This window comes from Pseudooceanicola aestuariicola, from assembly GCF_045763785.1.
Classification (GTDB): Bacteria; Pseudomonadota; Alphaproteobacteria; order Rhodobacterales; family Rhodobacteraceae; genus Pseudooceanicola.
Map to the genome: position 1 here is coordinate 84,214 of NZ_JBJGSF010000004.1, position 21,001 is coordinate 105,214.

The following is a 21,001-nucleotide window of genomic DNA, read 5'->3' on the forward strand; positions in this document are numbered from 1 at the left end:
TACAGGGAGGTACTCTATGAAGTTCTATTACTCGCCCGGCGCATGTTCGCTTGGCATCCATTTCTTGCTTGAGGAAATCGGCGTCGATTACGAAGGTGTGCCTATCCTCATCAAAGACGGCGACCAGTTGAAAGAGCCCTATGTTTCGGTCAACCCGAAGTCCAAGGTGCCGGCGGTCCTGCGGGACGATGGAACGCTGCTGACCGAGTTCGGCGTAATCGCACATTGGCTGGCTCACACCTATGCCAAGGACAGTTTCGTTCCCGAAACCTTTGAGGAAGAACTGCGCACAATGGAGACGCTCGATTATCTCGTCGCGACCGTCCACATGCAGGGATTTTCTCGGATGCTGCGACCCCAAAAGTTCACCCCGAACGAAGCCGACCTCGATTGGGTGCGCGAGAACGGCAATGCCATCGTCATGAAGGCGGCCAAGCACCTGTCGCAGCAGCTGTCCGACAAGCCGTTCATCATGGGTGACAAGATGACGATCGCCGACGCCGCGCTGTTCTACACAATGTTCTGGGGCGTTGTGCGGCTGAACCTCGATCTGCCCGAGAACCTGATCGCCTATTTCAAGCGGATGTCTGACCGGCCGGCCGCGAAGAAGGCTCTCGAACTCGAAGGCCTCGTCTGAATTTGCCGAAGGCGGCAGGTTGATCCTGCCGCCATAAAGCTCTTAGACAGGCGGCTTTCCCAGATGCAGACCGGCGTCGGTCAGCATCAGTTCGCCGGTGACATGGCGTGACGCGTCCGAGAAGAAGAAAAGCGCTGTGTCCGCGATGTCGTCCGGGCCGGAAGCCACGCCAAGTGGGGTCGATTGTTCCACACGGTTGACGACATTCTGAAAGCTTTCTTCATCCATGCTGTCTTTGAACCAGCGGGTGCCGATAAAGCCCGGGCAGATCGCGTTGACGCGGATTGCCGGGGCCAACGCACGGGCCAGCGACAAAGTCATGGTGTTCAGAGCGCCCTTGGACGCGGCGTATGAGATCGAAGACCCTATCCCCTTCACCCCCGCGATAGACGAAGTATTGACCACTGAACTGGCCCGGCCCGACTTTTCATAGGCGGCTACCAATAGCGGTTTTGTTGCTTGCAGCACCAGGTAGGGGGCGACGACGTTGACCGCGTAGACGTCCAAGAAATCCTCTCTCGACAGCGCATCAAGATCGGCATGGTTGGGCGCGTGACGTGTGATTCCGGCGTTATTCCCAAGAATATCCAGCCTGCCGAATTCTGCAGCGGCATCAGCCAACGCACGGCATCCATCCGGATCGGCGACATTGGCCTGAACGACGCTGACCTTCACGCCATGGGATCGACACATATCGGCAGTTTCTTCGGCCTCTTTAGCCGACCGGGAGTAGTTGACGATAATATCCGCGCCGCGTTCCGCGAGTTTGACGGCCATGGACCGACCAAGCCCTGACCCGGAACCCGTAATAAGCGCCACTCGATCTTCGAAGTCTGTCATCGCAAAATCCAATCTATTTTAGTAAATAAAATATATTTTCATGCACGGGACGCGATTTCAACTTCTTATTACTATACGCCGATGAATGTTGGCGAAAAATTTGGTGCGCTGGCGACTAGCCCTTGATCAAAAAAAACGGGCCCGCCGAAGCGGGCCCGGAAAATTCCCGGCAACCTGATGGTCGCACGAGGGAGGATTAATTAGAGTTCGCCGCCACGTACGCGTCGAACAGTTCCTGCCGACCTTCACCGCCAGCAATCCAGGCATCGGTCGCAGGCTGAGACGCTGCTTTCCAGGCATCCATCGTTGCCTGATCGGCTGCGTGGATCTCGATCTTGCCCTCTGCAACATACTCTTCCTTGGCGGTTGCGTCATAGGCATCGAATGCCTCGCCGAACATGGTGGCAAAGGCCGCGCCCGAGACTTTGTCGATGCCGGCTTTGGCTTCGGCAGAGAGGCTTTCATATTTTTGCTTGTTCATCACGACCATCAGCGGGCTTGTGCCCATAGGCACCTCGAGAACGTGCTCGATAGTGTCGCCGATCCGGAAGGTTTTGATTGCGTTCCAGTCATTGAACGACCCGTCGATCACACCGCGCGAAATGCTTTCCGCGATGGTCGGTCCGGTGATCCCGCCGACAGCGACAGCGCCCATGTCTTCGATCGCAACCAAGAGATTGGGAGAAGACGCCCGGAAGTTGCGGCCTTTCAAGTCCTCAGGCATTATGATTTTCGGCTTCGAAACGACGTTCTGCGGTGTCGTGGTGAAGAGACCAATAATTTTGAATTTGTCGAAGTCGCCTTCCAGAAGTCCCTGTTCGAACATGGACCACATTGCTTCGGATCCAGCCTTCGAGCTGGTGACCACGAAGGGCAGTTCGCCGACCGTCAGGCCGGGAAAGACACCGGGATTATAGCCCGCAACGATAAAGGCCACATCCGCCACGCCGTCTTCGACCAGCTTCAGTTGCTGTGCGGGCGACCGGCCAAGCGTACCGCCCGGGAACATCTTGACGGTCACTTCGCCGCCCGTCGCGTCTTCGACATTCTTGCCCCACTGCGGGAAGACCTGCGACGTCAGGAACGCAACAGGCGGTTCGAAGCTCGAAAAGCGAAGCTGCTCTGCCTTGCTCGGCAGAGCAAGGGCGGCGGTGGCCAGAATGGCGCTGGCGATGGTTTTGTAGAACATGGTTCCTCCCATGGGTTCAGTTTCTTTCGTGCATCGAATTCATATATTTGAGCGACTTTGCGGTATTTCGATTCGGCCGTTCGGTTCACCAGGTGGACAGCTTCAGTTCAGCATCCCCGGCAACCACAGCGTCAGGGCCGGGAAGAATACCAACACCGCCAGCCGGAACATGTCGGCGATGAAGAAGGGGAAGATGCCCTTGTAGATTTGCTGCAGCGGTATATCCCGACGCATGGCGTTCAGAACCATGACGTTGATCCCAATCGGCGGGGTGATCATGCCGATCTCGATAACTATGACATTGATGATACCCCACCAGATGAGGTCGAAGCCAAGGTGCTGCACGACCGGAATGACGAAGGGGATGGTGATGATCATCGCGGCCACTTCGTCAAAGAAGGCGCCCAGAACGATGTATAAGGCGATGAAGGCCAGAATGACGCCTGCGGGAGGCATGTTCAGCGCCGTAATCCCATTTACGATCATCGACGGCGCGTCAGTCACGGACATGAAGTAGGAAAAGATCGTCGCCCCGAAGACCATGATGTAGATCATTGCCGTCGTGGTGGAGGCGCCGACAAGGATCCGACCCAGTTCCTTAATATCCAGCCCCTTGCGTGCGATCAGGAAGGCAAAGGCAATAACCACGCCGACAGCTGCCGCTTCGTTCACCGTGAAAAAGCCGCTGTAAATGCCGCCCAGAACAGAGATCGACAGCACCATGACGCCCCAGCCCTGCAACAGGGCCCGGAACCGCTCCCTCCAGGGCAGGGGGGCCAATTCGGCAGCGGCGGATTTGTCGAAGTGCACCGTGGCGCGGACGGCCAGGGTATAGAAGGTCACGGCGATGATCGCGGGAATGATCGCTGCGGTGAAAAGATCGACGACGAACTGTTCGGTTAGAATGGCGTAAAGCACCATGATGGTCGAAGGCGGCACGATGATGCCAAGAGTGCCGCCTGCTGCGATCGATCCCGAGGCGAGCGACGGCGCGTAGCCGCGTTCCAGCATTTCGGGAAGGGCGACCCGCCCGAAGGTCGCGGTTGTCGCGACGCCCGATCCGCAGACCGCGCCGAAACCGCCGCAGCCGATAACGGTCGCCGTCGCCAACCCACCCTTGCGATGCCCGATAAAGGCATGCGCGATATTGTAGACGTCATTCGCCAGCCCGGCCGAAGCCGCGAGATTCCCCATGAGCATAAACAACGGGATGACGGCGAGGTTGAGGTTCGTCAGCGTGGCGGCCGGTTCACTGGCAATCAGTGATAGGGCAGGCCCCCAGCCCACGACCATGGCAAAGCCGCCCATTCCGACAAATCCCATGGCGATGCCGATGGGAATATGTACGGCAATCATGAGCAGCATGAGGGCAAAGCCCAGTCCGGCGATCAGAAGAGGATCCAAGGTCACACGCCCTCCTGCGGGTCGGGTTGCGACCTTGGTGTGCCGTTGTCCGTAAGCAGCGCGATTACATCATCAACGAAAACCATGAGCTGGGTGACTGCCGAGACGAAAAAACCAACGGTCGCCACATACCACCACGGCCCGATTGGCCAGCCCAGAACCCAGGTCCGTTCACCGCTTGACCAGACGGATTCCGAATAAGGCACGAATTGCCAGGCGAGCAGGGTGAAGAAGATCAGCACAGCAAGGCTGGCAAGCGCTTGCAGAAACAGGTAGACGCGCCCGCCTATAACCTGCCCCAAGATCTCGACTGAAATGTTCTGTTTCAGAAAAAGCGCCTGCGGGATGCAGGCCGCTATGACGACCGCCATGACCATCGCGGACACATCGTTGACCCCTTTCAGGGGGAAGTCGACGGTCGTCCGCAAAATGATGTCTAGAACGACCATAATCGAAAGGATCAGCAGGCCTGAAAAGCCCACCAGCGCCAGCGCATAGGCGGCGCGTTCTGTCACGATATGGAATTTCTGGTACATGGTCCCCCCAATCGGAATAACAGGGCCGGGTGGCTAATCCGCCTGTCCGATCTTCATTTTTCGTGTTTTCTTCTCAGTCGTTATCCGCCCCGGCAGTCACGTCGAGCCGGCGCAGGTCCGGATCGGGCGCGGGCTGGAGTTCGGCGTTCGACCGGAACAGGGTGGCATAGCGCTCCATCCCTTCGGCCAGTGCGTCGGGATGGAAAGCCGCAGCGGTGTAACGGTCAGGCCGGACCAATAGGATTTCGTCGCGATGCGTCCGCAGCATACGGACCCGGTCATCCGCCGCAGTGGCGGGGGGCATCGCCTTGGAGACCTGGCCATAGGGAATGTATGTCTTGGACAGCGGATGCCCCAAGAACGCGTCGGCCTTGAGCACCGAAAGCGCTTTCGCGCCCTTGTCGTCCTGCGCGATCAGCGCGAAACCTGGCCCTAGCAGGTGATCAAGCTTGAACGTCTCGCCCTTCAGGACCACATCCGGCTGCGGCACCATCTCGCCCACGATCGCGCCCTCGAAGGCGGCCGAGTTCAGGCCTGAAAACAGTCCCCGCGTATAGCGGGGCCGGGGTTTGAATTTCATCTTCAGCAGGTAATCCTGTGCTGCTGGGAACGGCTTCAACGCCTCCATCAGCTGGGTCCGGAAGGCGACCTGTGCGGGGTCAACCGGCATGACGATGTCGCCCATAACGACTGCCAGCTGGATCATAGCCCAAGCGGGTTCATGCCGTTCGGCCTCATAGCTGTCGAGGATCGCGGGATCGGCCCCGCCTTTGAGGATCGAAGCGAGTTTCCACGCAAGGTTCGTCGCGTCGCGCAGGCCCGCGTTCATGCCCTGACCGGCAAACGGCGGCGTCATGTGGGCCGCGTCACCCGCCAGCATGATCCGGCCCGATTTCCACGTCTTCGCAATACGCGCGTGGAAAGTGTAAATCGTGGCTCGGATGATGTCCTTGTCGTCCAGAGTCCGATACGGTGCGACCAGTTCGCGGATCTTGGTCCGGTCAAGGATCTCTTCATGCGTCTCGCCGGGCAGCAACATGAATTCGTAGCGCCGCCCGCCATTTGGGGCCGGGACCGACACAGCTGGACGTTTATTTGAACAGATGAAATGCGTGTAGTTAACCAGGTCGGGATCGTTCATCGTATCAAGCACAAGCCAGTCCTGCGCATAGGTCGACCCGTCCATGGGAATCCCTAGACGCTCGCGGATCGGGCTGCGGCCACCGTCGGCCGCAACAACGTAATCGGTACGGATCGTGCGGGCTTTGCCCTCGGGATCGGTCAGGTGAACGACGACGCCATCGGGGCCGTCATCGGTGCCGGTTACCTCGGAGGAGAAAAAGACATCGCACAGGTCTTCTTTCTCGATCAAACCGCGCAGTGAGGCTTCCATTTCAGGCTGGTTGATGAAGTGGCGTTTTGGGAACCCGTAGTCTTCGGGGCCCGCGCCGACGCGGGCAAATTGCTTGCCGTCGTCGTCGACGTATTCCGCGCCGTCCCCAATCTCGGTATGGGCTAGGCAGGCACTGTCCCCGCCGAAGATCTGAAAGGTCCGCGCGCCTTCGTCATCCAGAACGATCGCCCGCGGGATGTCGAGAGCTTGGGCATTGCGATCCAGAATGACAGTACGCACCCCGTACTGCGCCAAAAGCAACCCAGTCGTCAGCCCTGTCGGACCCGCGCCGACGATGACCACCGGACAATCGGAGGGGTAGCTTGTCATGTCGTGTCCTCCCTGAACTGGCATGTCCTGACCGCAAGGCATCTACAAAATGTGCCAAAGTTGCATCCGATACTCTGTTTCTGTTCACCTAGTGAACTAAAGGCCCGCTCGGGTGCTGTTCGCCGGTCAGTCTGACAGGTCCGCGATCCGCAGTTCGATCTGCTTGCAAGTGCGCCGCAGCGGGTCGGCGAACTTTCTTGCCTGTGCTTCCAGTGAGAGGGCGGATTTGAGGCTGATGATCGTCAAGCAGGCGATCGGGCGGTCATCTTTGAAAATCGGCATGGAAATCGAAACTGTGTGTGATTTGAACTCTTCGGCACGAAAGCCGTAGCCACGGTCCCGTGTTTCTCGCCGGATCATCTCGATATACTTGGGTTCGTGGGCGAGAACATGTTCCGGTTTGCCGGAATTCCGCATGATCTCAAGGATTTGTTCCCGTTCCTCATCGGGACAATAGCTCAGGTACGCCCGCCCCCCGGCCGTCTGGAGCATGGGAAGATGCGTGCCGACCATGCCGACGTCGAAAGAAAATGGGCTGAGTTTGTGTGTCGATTCCCGCACCAGCATGGCAGCTTCGGAATAGGTCACCAGATCGACCGGCCAGAGAATCTCGGCGCCAAGCGCCACCATTTCTGGCATGGCAACCTGTCCGATCCAGGCTTTGTCGAGAAACCCGGAGCTTAGCAGATTGACCCGAAGCGTCGGATGCCAAGAGCCGTCGGAGGGCGATTGCTCTACGAAACCAAGGTGTTGCAATGTCTCAAGTAGGCGATACGCAGTTGGGCGGGACAGGTCGGCGCGGTCGGCGACCTCCTGTGTCTTCATTCCGTCTTTGAGGTTGATCACTTCGAGGATGGCAAGTCCGCGTTCCAGAGCACGAACCGGTTTGTACACTGTCATCGTTGCATTCCATTTCTGAGTGAGCCTGCCACCCTTCGGTTCTGCCCGCATGACAGGGCCATGTCGCCCCTCATGCGTCTACTTTGTGAACGATCGTAGGTTTGCCGTCGGATCGGTCGCCCGGATCTCCCCAACCGGACAAAAGAGGTCGAGGGCCGAAGAAGGTGACTAGGGAAATCGACACGCTTGGATATTCGGGCAGCAATTTGGGCCGGGTCTTGGACCGGGGGGCCTATGCCAACACTCTGCTTGGGACACACTAGGTGTATCACGTAGGCTCGACCCGTGCTCTTCCGCTCGACGACCGTAAATAACGCCGCGTGGCAACCGGGGCCGAGGAAGAGGCTCGACCCGCGCGTCGATATTTTGGCGCACTTCTGTCTAATGGGATCTCTCTGGCCCCCTAAGCTCAGAAACCATATGCGGCCCGTGTTTCTTTCGACGACATAACGGCAAAGCCTAGATCATCCAGCAAACGCATAGCCTTTTCGACCATCGCGCCGTTCGACGGGGCCTTTACACCCTTGGTCAGCCAGACCGCATCTTCCATTCCGATCCGGACATTGCCACCCAGCATGGCGGCCTGCGCCATCATTGGATAGGCCTGCGCGCCCGTGCCGAAACCAGTCCAGACGGCAGAGGACGGCAACAGGTTTCGGGCATAGACCATGGTTTCAGGCGTTGGGATAAAACCATGTTTCACCCCTGTCACGATCGAACAGAGCGGGTCTTTCTCGAACACCTGCTCGGCCATCAGCATGTTCAGGATCGAGATGTCGCCGCTGTCGAACAGTTCTATCTCGGGACGGGATCCGACGCTCTGGATCAACTCGGCCATGCGGCGGATCGACGGGATCGTGTTGATCACGACCTCGCCACCGAACACCATTGTGTTCAGGTCCAGTGTCGCAATCTCGGGCTTCAGCTCAAGAATATGCTCGACCCGCGCCTCAGGCGGCAAGAGATTGGTTTTGGGCCCGGCGACGGCGGGGTTGTCCGGCAAAGGATCGAACCGCCCCCCAGGCCCGCAGGTCAGATTGATGATCAACTCGTCGTTTGCCTGCCGGATCCGGTCCACGACTTCACGGTAAAGCGCGACCTCCATCGAGGGTTCTTCAGTTTCCGGATCGCGTACGTGGATGTGCACGATAGCGGCCCCCGCCTTAGCTGCAGAGAGCGCATCGTCGGCCAGTTCTTTGGGCGTGATCGGTAGATTCTCGTTCTGCTGGCGGGTTGAGAAACTGCCCACTAGGGCGCAGGTCAGAAAGATCGATTTCATTTGGGGTGTCCTTATCCGGCCTGTCGCGCGGTGTTGAGCGACTTGGCCCAAAACAGCAGTTCGTCCAGCAGCGTCTTGGCACCGTCTTCCATCGGTTGCGTCGGTTTGAAAGCGCCGTCTTCATCGAAGAAGTTGCCCATGATCAGCGGTACAGGAACGGTCTGCGGAATTGGGTGCAGGTTCACGCTCGACATCAGGTGACGCAGCATCTGTGCCGCGCGCAGACCGCCGGAAATACCACCATAGCTAACGACCGCGGCGGGCTTGCGACCCCATTCCGCGACGATCACCTGCATCGCGTTCACGATCGATGCAGGCGGAAAATAGTTGTATTCCGGTGTTACAAAGATGAAGGCCTCGGCGTCCTTGACGCTCTCACTCCAGCGTTTGGTCGTTTCGTTCTGGTATTTCTGAAGGCGGGGATGATCCGGCTCATCCAGCAATGGAAGATCGAACGTTGCAAGATCAACGAGTGACACATCGAATTCACCATTTGCCTTGGCGGCGGCCTCAACCCAAGTCGCGATCTTAGGGCCGACCCGACCCGGCCGGGTCGAGCAGATGATGATATTAAGCTTTGGCTTCATGACGTCTGTCCTATGCTGAAGATGGCCGAACGACGGGATCTCTCTGTTGTACAGGCCAACCGAAGTTGGAGGCCTGCTGCACCCGCCCCATTTTGTCGACGATTTTTCATGGTGCAACTGTGGCGTCAAGAAAAAATATTTTTTATTCCCTTGGCGATAATGGCTAATAAACTGTTTTCACTAATAATAATATGAATATCGTGGCTAGGCGGCGAATGTCTGGCCATTTTCCCCTCCAATTTATCCTTGTATTGTCGACAAAACTTTCAATAGGTAATTTCTGTCGATGATCGACTCGGAGGAGGAGACGTTCGTCGTAATCAAGCGGAGGGACGACCCCATGACAGGAACATTTGCCTGGCGTGACATGCTGGATCGCGCACAAGCCGCGAAGCTACTCGGCAAGGAAATGTTCGTCGTTCTGACAAGCCCGGCGAAGACCATGGATGACATCAAGGCCGTGCTTCCCGAGCATCTTGCATTTCAGCGCGGCCTAGAAGCGCAGGGCATCATGTTCGCCGCCGGTCCGCTCGCGGATCGCGACGATCCCGAGACATGGGGCGGCGAAGGTATGGTGCTGATCCGTGCTGCATCGCTCGACGCCGCCAAACAGATCGCGGACAGCGATCCAATGCACAGCTCGGGTGCGCGGACCTACGTCCTGCGCCGCTGGCTGATCAACGAAGGCGGGTTCACCCTGCGCGTCGGTTTTTCATCCGGCGGATTCGAACTCTGCTGACACCAAAACTTTGAAATCTTTTACGGGAGGATACCTAATGATTTCTGCTTTCAAGACCGTGGCCGCAACCTGCGTTGCCCTGCTACCGCTTGGCGCCCTGCCTGCGGTCGCCCAAGAAACCATTCCGATCACCATCGGGGCCGGACTTCCACCGCACAGCAACTCGGTCGCGCGTATTATCGACTACGTGATCCCCGAAATCGACCGCCGACTGGCCGAGAACGGCAACTACAAAATCGAATGGACCACCGGATGGAGCGGCACGATTGCCGGCCAGTTCGACATGTTCGAAGCAGTTCAGGACGGGATCATCGACATCGGGTCCGTGAACACCCTTTTTGAGGGCGCGAAGCTGCCGATGGAGCAGATCACCTATGTCACGCCATTCGGCGGCAACGATCTGGTCAAGACGATGGAGATCTTCGATAAGGTCCGCGCCGAGCTCCCTGAACTGGACGAGCAATTCCTGCGCTTTAACCAGCGGCGTCTGGGCGTCGGCGGGCTGGTCGATTATCACCTGTTGTCGACCTTTGAAATCAAGACGCTCGAAGATCTTCAGGGCAAGAAATTCGGCACGCCCGGTCTTGCCGCGAACTGGCTGGACGGCACCGGCGCGACCCCGGTGGCAGGTTCTCTGTCGGAATACTACAACTCACTCAAGACTGGCGTGTACGACGGCATCGTCATCTTTGAATCCGGCATCGCCCCCTTCAAGTTCCACGAGGTAGCCCCGATTATTACTCGGGTCGGCTTCGGCTCGCAGTTGACCACGAACCTTACCATCAATGAAGACAAGTGGCAGAGCCTGCCGGAAGAAGTGCAGAATATCCTCGTCGAAGTTGGCGCAGAATACGAGAATAAGGCAACCGAAGGCACGATCGCATTGGCCACGAAGAGCCTTGAGACCGCGGTCGCCGAAGGGGCCAAGATCAACGATATGGAGCCGGGCGAAGTGGCCAAGCTTGCAGCGGCCCTTCCGAACATCGCGACGCTTTGGGCCAAGTCGATCGACGACAAGGGTCTGCCGGGCACCAAAATGCTTGAGACCTACATGCAGATGTCCCGCGACGCCGGTATAACCTTCGCCCGCGACTGGGACAAAGAGTGAAGGTCGGAAAGGCGAACGTTATGGCTGACACTCAGTCCAAAGCCGCAAGCCTGGTCACGATGCTTTCGCGCATCGTGGCCATCCCGACGACAGCGCTGGCTGTCGTCGGATCCTTGTGGATCTTCGGAATCATGATCCTCGTGAACCTCGATGTTTTTGGCCGGACACTCTTCTCCCGACCGGTGGATGGCGTGCCCGAGATTGTTTCGCTTTCGATCGTAGGCATAGTCTTTCTTCAAATCGCCAACACGCTGCGGCGAGGCCGCTTCATCAACTCCGACATGTTTATCGGGCGTCTGCAACAGAGACGCCCGCGCCTTGGCTACGCGCTTGAGGGCACCTATCACCTGCTTGGCGCGATCACCTTCGTCGTCATCTGCTGGTACGTGCTGCCCAAATATGCCGATGCCAAGGAGTTTGGGACTTACGTGGGCAACCTTGGCCGCTTCACCATGGTCATTTGGCCGATTTTGCTAATCCTATTGATCGGATCGATCCTGACATTCACCCAGTATCTGCTGATCTCTGCACAGTATTTCCTGGCCGCTTTCAAACTCGCTCCGCCGCCGCTGTCAGGACATGGCAGCGAGCCGGACTTCGAATAAAGGGGGCTGGTCACATGGACGCGTCCACCATCGGCCTGATTTCACTCGGCCTCATGATCGTGCTCATCCAACTGGGCATTCATATCGCGGTCGTTCTTCTTGTCCTGTCGTTCATCGCGACATGGATGATCCGCGGCAATATCGACGTCGCTGGCAGCCTGCTTGCCAAGGCGGTCGAAACTTCTCTGCAAAGCTATTCTTTCGGGGTCATTCCACTTTTCGTCGCTATGGGACTGCTGGTCAGCGTGTCGGGCGTGGGGCGGGACACCTTCGACGTCGCAGGCCGGGCGTTCCGGCGCGTGGGTGGGGGTCTGGGCATGGCCACCGTCGCGGCGAACGCGGTCTTTGCGGCGATCAATGGGTCCTCCATCGCTTCGGCCTCTGTTTTCACCAAGCTCGCAGTGCCTGAACTGATGCGGCAGGGCTATACGCCGCGCTTTTCAGTCGGCGTTGTGGCTGGGTCGTCGGTTCTGGGAATGCTTATCCCGCCGTCGTTGCTGCTGATCTTCTTCGGGATCATCGCCGAGGTGTCGATCGGGGACCTGTTTACGGCGGGTATCCTGCCGGGTCTGATCCTTGCCGGGGCCTTCATGCTGGTGATCGCGCTGATGGTCCGCATCAGTCCCCAGATGGTGCAGAAGGCCGACACGCCCGAGCACTTCCACGAGGATAGCACGCTTGGACGCGAACTTCTAAAACTTGCGCCGATCGCGACCCTGATCCTGATCGTTCTGGGCGGCATCTACGGCGGGATTTTCACGCCCGTTGAAGCGGGCGGTGTCGGGGCGCTGGCGGCGCTTGTGCTTGCCATTGCCAAGCGGAAGCTGACGCTTCAGGGCCTATGGCAGGTCCTGACCGAGACGGGCTATGTCACAGCCTCGGTTTCGGTTCTGATCATCGCCGCGCACATGTATGCCAACATGCTTGCTCTGTCGCGTCTGCCGAACGTTCTGGGTGGCTGGTTCGCCGAAGCCGAGGTGAGCTTTGCCGTGCTTCTGCTGATTTACCTGATCGCGATCTTGCTGCTGGGTACGATCCTCGACGCCGTGTCGATCATCCTGATCCTGCTGCCGCTGGTGCAGCCGATCATGATGGCCGAAGGCGTGGACATGATCTGGTTCGGGATCATCACCATCATCGCCGTGGAGGTCGGCCTGCTGACCCCGCCGTTAGGATTGGCAGTCTTCGTCATCAAAACGAACCTGAACGATCCGAACATTTCGCTTAGGGACATTTTCCTCGGCACGGCGCCTTTCGCGGTGACAATGCTTGCCGTACTCGCTCTGATTGTTGCAGTGCCACAGCTGGCGACGGTACTTGTGAATTAGCGATTGAGCGACGCGGACAGATCCCAAGGATACACAAATCATGAAGCAAGACAGCCCACCAGAGTTCGGCAGCACCGAAAGCGGGAGCATGCGGATGTATGAAGTGTACCACCGATTGCGCGAAGACATCATTTCGGGCCGCCTTCCCGCGGGCCGAAAGCTGAGGATCGAGACGTTGAAGGCTGAATATGGCACCGGCGCCTCCCCGCTGCGTGAGGCGCTGTCCCTTCTGATCCCCGAAGGTTTCGTCGACCGTCTGGAAAACCGCGGCTTCCGGGTATCGAATGTCAGCCGGGAAGAGTTCGAAGACCTTAATGGCATGCGCTGCTGGATGGAGGGGCGCGCGCTGCGCAGTTCCATCCAGCGCGGCGGCAAGGATTGGGAAGGCAAAATCGTCCTTGCCCTCTACTGGTTCTCGCAGGCTTTCCCAACGCACGAAGACACGCGCGAGCAGGCGTTCGAGCGGCGTCGGCTGCATAAGGAATTCCATATGGCACTGATCTCGGAATGCGACTCTCCGATCCTCTTGCACCTGTGCGATCAGCTGCACGACAAGAACGCCCGCTACCGGTCCTTGGTCGACTACTGCGTCCCGTCGGAACGCAATTATCTTGAGGAACATGAAATGATCGTCGAGGCCGCATTGCGTCGCGATGGCGATGCTGCCGTGGACCTGCTTGTACAACATTACGGGCGGTCCGGTGAGCAGATCACGGCGGCCCTCAAAGGCGACCCGCCGAAGTCGGATGGCTGCGAATCCGCAGCCTGATGTTGACCCCTATCCAAACCGCATAAAAGGAACATACCGCATGCGCCTAGTCTCATTTCTTCGTCCTGATGGCACGGCCAGCTATGGCACCACCGATGGTGAAACCATCCACGATGCAGGAGCCGAGCTGTCCGGCACCTATGCTGATCTGCGAGCCGTCATGGATGCCGGTGCTGTCAGTGACCTTGAAGGCAAGGGCGCAAAGCTGGCTCTGGGCGACGTGACGCTTCTGCCGCCGGTACCGAACCCGGACAAGATCCTCTGCATCGGCCTTAACTATATGAGCCACATCAAGGAAACCGGTCGGGACAAGCCTGAGTATCCTTCGATCTTTACCCGTTACCCGTCGTCTCTCGTCGGCCACGGCACGCCGCTGGTGCGCCCCAAGGCGTCTGCGAATTTCGACTATGAAGGCGAGTTGGCGGTGATCATCGGCAAGAAATGCCGTCACGTGTCCGAAGGCAACGCGCTTGACTATGTCGCGGGCTACACCTGCTTCAATGATGGTTCCATCCGCGACTACCAGGTCCACACCTCCCAGTTTTGGCCGGGCAAAAGCTTTGAGGCTTCGGGCTCCATGGGCCCCTGGATCGTCACCTCTGACGAAGTCGGCGACGTGACCAAAGAGACCCTGACCACGCGGATCAATGGAAATGTCGAACAGCAGTCAGGGATTGACGATCTTGCCATCACTATTCCCGAGATGATTGCCTATGCTTCGACCGTCATTACCCTGCTGCCGGGCGACGTGATCGCCACCGGTACGCCGGGCGGCGTCGGCCGGTTCCGCAAGCCGCAGCTTTACCTCGAGCCCGGCATGACCGCGGATATCGAGATCACCGGCATCGGTACGCTGAGCAACGGGGTCGTGGACGAATAAGCAAATCGGCGGCCGTCTCCCGAGTCGGGGGCGGCCGCACCACCGCCTAGCCAATCTGTGATTGGGCGACCCTTAAGGCAGGGATGCTATCGACCCGGCGGATCACGTCTTTCTCGATTCTGCGGAATTCATCCGGCGCCAGACCGAACTCTCGCTTGAACGCACGGCTGAAGGACGCCTCGGATTCATAGCCGACCGTAACCGCGATCTGCGCCAGCCCGTCATCACGATTGGCAAGACAACGCGCCGCCACCTTCATCCGCCATGCGGCCAGATAGCTAAGCGGCGGCATTCCGACACTCTGGACGAACCGCCGGGCCAAGACCGCCCGGGATAGACCGACCTCGACGGCAAGATCCTCCACCGTCCACCGACGTGCGAAATCATCATGGAGCAATTGCAGCGCCCGCACCACCGCACCATCGCGCATGGAGGTGATCCAGTGTTCCTTCCCGCATTTCAGGTAGGACGAGCGCACCGTACTAAGCAGCAGCGCATCCATCAGATGTCCCATCATCATCTCGCTTCCGACACCGGGCGCTCGGGCCTCTTCGCAGATCGCAGTCAGAAGGGACTGGACCCGCGGTATCTCGGCTATCCGGGCGGCGGGAACGTGGACGAGGGGCGGCAAAGGCGGAAAGGTCGACTGTGGGATGTCCGTGTCGTAGGCCGCGCAGATGATCTCTTGCGTGACGGGGCCGTCATAGCCGTTCAGCGAGCGGTTGAAGTCATCCTTTGAGACGGCGCGCTGATCAGGATCGGATACCAGCTCATGCCCAACTGACCGGATAAGAAGAACGTCGCCGACGTCAAAACGGATGGGTTCGAACCCCTCAGCCCGGACCCAGCATCCTCCCGTCATCATGACCCGCAGTAGCATAGGCCCTTGCGGATCCAGACGGACACCCCACGTGCCGCCGGTCCGCGCGATGTGAACGCGCATCAGGTGGCCGAGGGACGGTTTAAGCCAGTTCGAAAGGACATCCATGACAACTCCTCCCCAGGGTTGGTCATGGCTGTAGTGTTGCAGAGATCAGCGCTACGTCAATCCATTGCGCGGACGTGCCCGCCACGTGAACAACACGCGAACGGCAGAACGATACGACCTGTCAGGTTTTCGTCCGGTTCGGACATGGACGGGTTCGCCGGAACGCCACACACTCCCTTGGCAAGGGGTGCGAGACGTCTTCGCGCCCGCAGAATTCTGGGAGGAACTTCAATATGTTGAAACATGGCATCCAAATCGCGGCAGCCGTCCTGTCGATGCAGGCAGGTATGGCTATCGCGCAGAGCGAGCGGGACTATCCGACCACGTTCCAATCGGATCACGCAGCGCCCGAAACGGCCCAGCTTTTCGACGACGTGTTCCGGGCGAAAAGCACTGGCCAGGCCGAAGAGATGATGTCCAATTTCTCGACCGACATGGTGGGCTATTGCGACACCACACTGGGCTGGCCCTGCAAGACCCACGCGCCTCTGGTCGAAGCCTTCAAGGGCTATATGCCAAAATGGGTGAACGGCTTGTCCTACCCGATCGAGGTCCTTGGCGGACCTGAAAGCGCGATCGTCTACTTCATTGATACACCGGAACTTTTCGGGTCTGACCTGCGGGTGATCGGCGTGGTCGACATCCGCGACGGTAAGATCGTGCGTTGGGCAGATTACTGGGACTCCTCAGCTTACCCGGTCGAAGGGTACAACAAGCTCGTGATGCCGCCCGAGAAGTTCAATACCGACTACCTTGAAGGCAAGATCGAGCAGCGGGCGAGCGACAAGATCATCGAAGTGTCGAACGGTCTGGCCGAAGCGCTGGCTTCTGGCGACAAGGAAAAGCTCGACGCGCTGATGGCCTATGACGTGGTGCTAGAGGATGCCGCCCTGCGGACCCAGATCGTCGGTGAACCCGCAGTTCAGGCCTATCTTGACCGCGCGCTTTCCAAGCTGCCCTATGGTGCGGGCTTGACCGTCCGACACGTTGTCGGGGGCGATCTTGGCGGCGGCTTTGAATGGACCTCTGGAACAGAGGACGCAGTTAAGCACGGGGTTGCTGCGCTGACGCTCGATGACAAGGGCAAGATTTCCCGCATCACCATGGTCTACAACGGTCGACTTTTGGACAGCGACCTGAAGCGAGAACTGATCCTGCTGTCCGCAGCGGAGATCTAAACGCCCCAGCAAGGGAGACTGATCCACCCGCAAAGCAGGCCGGATCAGTCGCTCTTGCGTGATAAGAACTCAGTGAGACGGCGGACTTCGTTTTGGCTCCCGCTGAAATCCGCCGCGACCACCTCGTAATAATCGGCGATTGCGAGCCAGATGCGCGCCTCTGGCCGGTCGCCCAGAAATCCCGCGATCTGACGCATCTCATCGATCCAGCGGTAGGCCTTTGGGAACATGTCGGGCAGGGCGCGTTCGGCCTGAGAGAGCGCGGCGGGACGGCTTCGCATCATCTCTGCATGTAGCTCGGACCCCAAACCTTCGCGCTCTACCGCGCCCAGCATGGCCGCAGTCAGCGCAACGGTTCCCTTGGTCATCGCGCCGTAACACATCTTGACCGCAGAGGCCGCGCCAACCCCGCCGCCAATCACCTTCAGATCCAGCCCGTGTCCTGTCAGATCCATCAGATCCTCAGCGTGGTCGCCCGAGAAATAAATGGCAGGTCCTGCGGCCCCCGGTTTCGGCGGGCCACCGATGATGCCTCCATCGACAAAGGCAAGCCCCGCCGCAGAGGCGACCGCACTAACCTCCTTAACCCGCTCAGGGTTGACCGCATTCAGATCGGCGTAGATCGGACGATGCCCTTCGGGCAAATGCGCGACGATGTCCTCGGATATCTGCACAGCCAGATGCGGCGGCACGACGGAGAGGATGATGTCCGCACCTGCTATGTCCGCCATCGTCACGTCAGTCATGCCAGCGGCCTTTGCGCGTTCACGGGTCGCGGCGCTTCGGCCTTCGAGACAGGTTAGAACGGTTAAGCCGCTGTCGACCAGAACGCGGCCCAGTCCTGCGCCCATGGCACCTGCAAGGGGCAGGGCAATTACCTTGGTCATGGTGTCCTCCGGTCCGTAATCGACCTGAGTATGATGGCTAAGGCACGGCGCGCCAATGCCTTGGATCTATCAGTCGCGCAGTCCGGCAGGCACATCCTTGGATCGCTGGAGGATACGGATCACTTAGTTCAGATACGATCGGGGGCCTCATAGAAGGTGATAAGCCGACCGGTCAGCAGCCGTTGTGAGCCCGGCACAAAACCCGAGAAATTGTCGCCCTTCACCGCGTTGGCGCGCAGGCCTGAAAGTGCCGGAGGGACGCGCGGATCGGTTCGCTCGTCGATCCGTAACGCCCGTCCTTCAGCATTAGGGCGATGAATTGATCAAAATGCGTACAAGTGTGGCGCTGGTGCAGGCAATCTCCGATGCCATTGATACGCGCGACTAAGAAATATGAATATCAACTGCTTTTCGACCGAGGAGCGACGGGCCGCGCCGTGGTCACATTTAAAAAGGCCGGGAAACACCCGGCCTTTCCCAAACTGTAGGTGTCTCAACCCTCGGCGAGGTTGAAGCCGAAGGGGGTTTCCCAGACCGTCATCTTCTCAAGCGGCCAGGACTTGGGCACCATCGGATATTCTTCGTGCCAGTCGCGCGGTTCGAAATGACCAAGGGCGGGGATATAGACATCCATCTGGGTGTAGAGTTCGATCATCACCCGGTCCGGATCGTGGTGGTAGGCCGCAACGTTATGTCCGGCCCCATGCCGCGACGGCCCCCAGAGCGTGTCCGTCCCGTTACGCGACAGGATATCCGCTGCCCGCACATGTTCGCCGTTGTCACGCAGTTCAAAAGCGATGTGGTGGATGCGGGATTCCGGCAGGCCCAGCACGTTGACCACGTGGTGATCGCGGTTACAGGTCATAAAGAAAGCCAGCTCACCAATGTCATCGGTGTAGTGGAAGCCAAGCACCTCTTCGTAGAACTTGAAAAGCGCTTCCCGCTCGGGCGTGATGATCGCCAGATGACCCAGACGCAGCGGTGCCACGCCGACCGGAGGGGTCGGCAACTTGCGGTCGATTTCCTTGTAGAACTGGAAGGTCACGCCGCCCGGGGCGATGCATTCAACCAACTTGGCGACGCCGGGCTGGCTGTCTGACTTTATCTCGGCCTTGAAACCGGCGTCTTCTAAAGTCTTGGCCATTTCGTTCAGTTCGATATCGCCGCGCAGCTGATAGCCTTGGTGGACAAAGGATTTCTCGGTCGTCTTGGTCAGCACAATGTCATGGTGCGCGCCGTTGACCGACAGATAGGTCGTCCCGTCTTCGCTACCGGTCTCTTTCAGGCCCAGCACGTCACGATAATGCGCAACTTGTTTGGCCGGGTCGGAGCTGCCAAGAGCTACATAGCCCAGCTCCACCGTTTTCGGATTGAATGGTTTCATGGTTCCTCCCTAGAACTCCAGCAAGTGTTGGGGTCAGCCCTGTTGAACGATCGGGTTCGTCAGCGTGCCGATCCCTTCGATTTCGATCTCACAGACATCACCGGGCTTCATCCAGACCTTTGGGTCGCGCGCGCCGCCAATGCCCGAGGGCGTGCCGGTCGCGATGACGTCGCCCGGCTCCAGCGTGAAGGCCTTGGAGAGATGCGCAATCAGGCTCGGCACGTCAAAGATCAGGTCGTCGGTTTTTGTATCCTGCATCACCTCACCATTCAGCTTCAGCTGCATCCGCAGGCCAGAGGCCCCGGCCGGAAGTTCGTCTGGCGTGACCAGAACGGGACCGAACCCGCCGGTGTTGTCAAAGTTCTTGCCGACCGTCCATTGAGGTGTGGCCAGTTGCCAGTCGCGGATCGACCCGTCGTTGAAGATCGTGTAGCCAGCCACGTGATCCAGCGCGCTCTCCTTCGGAATGTCGCGCCCGCCCTTTCCGATAACGACGGCCAGTTCGGCCTCGTAGTCGAGCATGTCGGAGACTGTCGGCCTGACGATCGGGGCGCCCGAAGGCACAAGCCCGGTCGAAAAGCGTGCAAAGACGGTCGGAACACTCGGCAGCTCCAGCCCGGCCTCGGCGGCGTGGGCGGCATAGTTAAGGCCTATGCAGACGATCTTGCCGGGGCGTTCGATTGGCAGTGCGATGGTGACCTCGTCGGGGTCAATGGCGGGACCGGCGCGGAGAGCGTCCAACGCAGCCGCCGGAAACCCATTTGAAATCAAAGCCATGAGAGAGCCAGGCCAAGACGAGTCATCCGCCGTCAATCCATGGTATCCCGCGTCACCCTCGGACAGAGCGAGGCCTTCGACGCCGTTTTTTGTGAATGCCAGAAATTTCATGCGCTTCCTCCCTCGTCGCAACTGGATTCGGGTTTAGGAGGGTTTTATGAATCTTTCAAACAAAAAAGTATTTTATTGGATTTGTGCGCTTTCCCTTGGGTTTTGGTACCGTGGGCACAACCGCAGACGTCAGCAAACTGCGTTACTTGGCCTGTCTTTACAATCAGGGGACCCGGCGCCGGACGGGGCAAAAAAGCGCTGGCGCCAAAGCCAATCGCTGTCAGGAATCCGCAGGAAACGGGCAAAACCGCATCCAGCACGGCATCCTAGGTTGGGGGTGTCACCCATTCCATAAACATCGAAAACGGTCTTCCGGCGAGACGGTTCAGGCGCTCAATATTTGGGGTCAAAATGACAACCTGTGGATGTCTTTGACATCCGAACGGTTGGACCGAAGGTCTCTGCAGGCTCAGCCCTTTGCATCCGGCACGGTGATGCGGGGTATATCGATGATGTGTTGATCATCGCCCGAAAGGGCTGGCAACGGGGGCAATGGGCGGTTGGCAATGTCGCGCGCTTTTTCGACGGACAGGCCATAAGCGATCAGCAAGCGACTGGCGATTTCTTCGATATAGCCCTCCGGGGCCTCTTCGGACAGAAGGCGATACATGGATGTGATAGCGATGCCGAACAGGATGTCGCGTCCCATGGCCGCGTCCGGCAATTCCAACTCTCCTGAGGCTATGCCGCGGTCCAAGTTCTTGGTGGCGTTGTCATAGACCGCATGACCGAAAAACGCCGGTCCCTTCATCGTGTTCACCATGACCCATCCCCATTTGGGGTTCTGGGCCGCTGCATACAGATAATACCGCAGGCCTGCGGCGCTTTCTTCTGCGGCGCCGCTCATCTGGGCAAAGGCCTGGTTGACGCTGTGGTCAAACTCGCGCGACAGCGCGTCCGACAGGGTGTGGTGAAACTCTGTCAATGACGTGAAATGGTTGTAGAACGTGCCACGGGAAATCCGCGCGCTTTTCAGGATATCCGACAGGCGAATATTGCCACCATCCTGAGTTCCCAAAAGGTCGGCCGCCGCCCGCAAAAGACGCAGTCGGGACCGGGAGCGACGTTCCGCGCCGACCTCGATTCGCCTAGATTGACTGACGTCTGCAGCCTTGGGCATGCTTATATAACCTCTTATTTTTCCTGCCGTTT

General features: G+C 58.7%; 22 protein-coding genes. 8 read left to right on the forward strand and 14 right to left on the reverse strand.

What is annotated here, in order from left to right:
* The first annotated feature begins 16 nt into the window (after positions 1–16).
* Positions 17–637: a glutathione S-transferase family protein gene (locus tag ACI3GR_RS15285; RefSeq protein ID WP_407495724.1), complete on the forward strand. Its 621-nt coding sequence runs from the start codon at positions 17–19 to the stop codon at positions 635–637.
* A 42-nt stretch (positions 638–679) separates the two neighbouring features.
* Here ACI3GR_RS15285 and ACI3GR_RS15290 read toward each other — a convergent pair whose 3' ends face one another.
* From ACI3GR_RS15290 to ACI3GR_RS15325, 8 genes are all read right to left on the reverse strand, one after another.
* Positions 680–1,477 carry an SDR family NAD(P)-dependent oxidoreductase gene (locus tag ACI3GR_RS15290; RefSeq protein ID WP_407495725.1) on the reverse strand — a complete coding sequence of 266 codons (798 nt, stop codon included), beginning with the start codon at positions 1,475–1,477 and terminating at the stop codon, positions 680–682.
* 196 nt (positions 1,478–1,673) lie between these two features.
* Positions 1,674–2,666 (reverse strand): TRAP transporter substrate-binding protein, encoded by a 993-nt coding sequence (locus ACI3GR_RS15295; RefSeq protein WP_407495727.1) that lies wholly within the window; start codon positions 2,664–2,666, stop codon positions 1,674–1,676.
* Positions 2,667–2,768: 102 nt separating this feature from the next.
* Positions 2,769–4,076: a TRAP transporter large permease gene (locus ACI3GR_RS15300; RefSeq protein ID WP_407495729.1), complete on the reverse strand. Its 1,308-nt coding sequence runs from the start codon at positions 4,074–4,076 to the stop codon at positions 2,769–2,771.
* On the reverse strand, positions 4,073–4,585 hold the full coding sequence (locus ACI3GR_RS15305) for a TRAP transporter small permease (protein WP_407495730.1): 513 nt from the start codon (positions 4,583–4,585) through the stop codon (positions 4,073–4,075). The genes ACI3GR_RS15300 and ACI3GR_RS15305 overlap by 4 nt, the downstream gene beginning before the upstream one ends.
* A gap of 94 nt (positions 4,586–4,679) precedes the next feature.
* A complete protein-coding gene (mhpA, locus tag ACI3GR_RS15310) occupies positions 4,680–6,329 on the reverse strand; it encodes a bifunctional 3-(3-hydroxy-phenyl)propionate/3-hydroxycinnamic acid hydroxylase MhpA (RefSeq protein WP_407495731.1) in 1,650 nt (549 codons plus the stop codon).
* Positions 6,330–6,455: 126 nt separating this feature from the next.
* The gene (locus ACI3GR_RS15315; protein WP_407495732.1) at positions 6,456–7,280 is read right to left on the reverse strand and encodes a helix-turn-helix domain-containing protein; all 825 of its coding nucleotides are present in this window, start codon (positions 7,278–7,280) and stop codon (positions 6,456–6,458) included.
* A gap of 358 nt (positions 7,281–7,638) precedes the next feature.
* The gene (locus tag ACI3GR_RS15320) at positions 7,639–8,508 is read right to left on the reverse strand and encodes a beta-keto acid cleavage family enzyme (protein WP_407495734.1); all 870 of its coding nucleotides are present in this window, start codon (positions 8,506–8,508) and stop codon (positions 7,639–7,641) included.
* 11 nt (positions 8,509–8,519) lie between these two features.
* A complete protein-coding gene (locus tag ACI3GR_RS15325; RefSeq protein WP_407495736.1) occupies positions 8,520–9,095 on the reverse strand; it encodes an NADPH-dependent FMN reductase in 576 nt (191 codons plus the stop codon).
* A gap of 340 nt (positions 9,096–9,435) precedes the next feature.
* Here ACI3GR_RS15325 and ACI3GR_RS15330 point away from each other — a divergent pair, with 340 nt between their 5' ends.
* Genes ACI3GR_RS15330 through ACI3GR_RS15355 form a run of 6 tightly spaced genes read left to right on the forward strand, consistent with a single transcriptional unit; the run spans position 9,436 to position 14,524 of the window.
* The gene (locus ACI3GR_RS15330; RefSeq protein WP_407495737.1) at positions 9,436–9,834 is read left to right on the forward strand and encodes a YciI family protein; all 399 of its coding nucleotides are present in this window, start codon (positions 9,436–9,438) and stop codon (positions 9,832–9,834) included.
* 37 nt (positions 9,835–9,871) lie between these two features.
* On the forward strand, positions 9,872–10,942 hold the full coding sequence (locus tag ACI3GR_RS15335; RefSeq protein ID WP_407495739.1) for a C4-dicarboxylate TRAP transporter substrate-binding protein: 1,071 nt from the start codon (positions 9,872–9,874) through the stop codon (positions 10,940–10,942).
* A 20-nt stretch (positions 10,943–10,962) separates the two neighbouring features.
* Positions 10,963–11,547 carry a TRAP transporter small permease subunit gene (locus ACI3GR_RS15340; RefSeq protein WP_407495741.1) on the forward strand — a complete coding sequence of 195 codons (585 nt, stop codon included), beginning with the start codon at positions 10,963–10,965 and terminating at the stop codon, positions 11,545–11,547.
* 14 nt (positions 11,548–11,561) lie between these two features.
* Positions 11,562–12,875 carry a TRAP transporter large permease gene (locus ACI3GR_RS15345; RefSeq protein ID WP_407495743.1) on the forward strand — a complete coding sequence of 438 codons (1,314 nt, stop codon included), beginning with the start codon at positions 11,562–11,564 and terminating at the stop codon, positions 12,873–12,875.
* Positions 12,876–12,915: 40 nt separating this feature from the next.
* Complete coding sequence (locus ACI3GR_RS15350; RefSeq protein WP_407495746.1) at positions 12,916–13,644, forward strand: GntR family transcriptional regulator; 729 nt, start codon at positions 12,916–12,918, stop codon at positions 13,642–13,644.
* 40 nt (positions 13,645–13,684) lie between these two features.
* Positions 13,685–14,524, forward strand: a complete 840-nt coding sequence (locus tag ACI3GR_RS15355) for a fumarylacetoacetate hydrolase family protein (protein WP_407495747.1) — start codon at positions 13,685–13,687, stop codon at positions 14,522–14,524.
* Positions 14,525–14,570: 46 nt separating this feature from the next.
* Here the strand turns inward: ACI3GR_RS15355 and ACI3GR_RS15360 are convergent, their stop codons facing one another.
* The gene (locus tag ACI3GR_RS15360; protein WP_407495748.1) at positions 14,571–15,512 is read right to left on the reverse strand and encodes an AraC family transcriptional regulator; all 942 of its coding nucleotides are present in this window, start codon (positions 15,510–15,512) and stop codon (positions 14,571–14,573) included.
* Positions 15,513–15,745: 233 nt separating this feature from the next.
* On the opposite strand from ACI3GR_RS15360, the gene ACI3GR_RS15365 reads away from it, so the two are divergent.
* The gene (locus tag ACI3GR_RS15365; protein WP_407495750.1) at positions 15,746–16,690 is read left to right on the forward strand and encodes a nuclear transport factor 2 family protein; all 945 of its coding nucleotides are present in this window, start codon (positions 15,746–15,748) and stop codon (positions 16,688–16,690) included.
* A 44-nt stretch (positions 16,691–16,734) separates the two neighbouring features.
* Here the strand turns inward: ACI3GR_RS15365 and ACI3GR_RS15370 are convergent, their stop codons facing one another.
* The 5 genes from ACI3GR_RS15370 to ACI3GR_RS15390 form a co-directional block, all read right to left on the reverse strand.
* Positions 16,735–17,577: a DUF1932 domain-containing protein gene (locus ACI3GR_RS15370; protein ID WP_407495752.1), complete on the reverse strand. Its 843-nt coding sequence runs from the start codon at positions 17,575–17,577 to the stop codon at positions 16,735–16,737.
* 220 nt (positions 17,578–17,797) lie between these two features.
* Positions 17,798–17,884 (reverse strand): hypothetical protein, encoded by an 87-nt coding sequence (locus tag ACI3GR_RS15375; RefSeq protein ID WP_407495977.1) that lies wholly within the window; start codon positions 17,882–17,884, stop codon positions 17,798–17,800.
* 186 nt (positions 17,885–18,070) lie between these two features.
* Positions 18,071–18,961, reverse strand: a complete 891-nt coding sequence (locus ACI3GR_RS15380; RefSeq protein WP_407495754.1) for a VOC family protein — start codon at positions 18,959–18,961, stop codon at positions 18,071–18,073.
* A 33-nt stretch (positions 18,962–18,994) separates the two neighbouring features.
* Positions 18,995–19,849 (reverse strand): fumarylacetoacetate hydrolase family protein, encoded by an 855-nt coding sequence (locus tag ACI3GR_RS15385; RefSeq protein WP_407495755.1) that lies wholly within the window; start codon positions 19,847–19,849, stop codon positions 18,995–18,997.
* 409 nt (positions 19,850–20,258) lie between these two features.
* Positions 20,259–20,969 (reverse strand): TetR/AcrR family transcriptional regulator, encoded by a 711-nt coding sequence (locus ACI3GR_RS15390; RefSeq protein WP_407495756.1) that lies wholly within the window; start codon positions 20,967–20,969, stop codon positions 20,259–20,261.
* Positions 20,970–21,001: the final 32 nt, after the last annotated feature.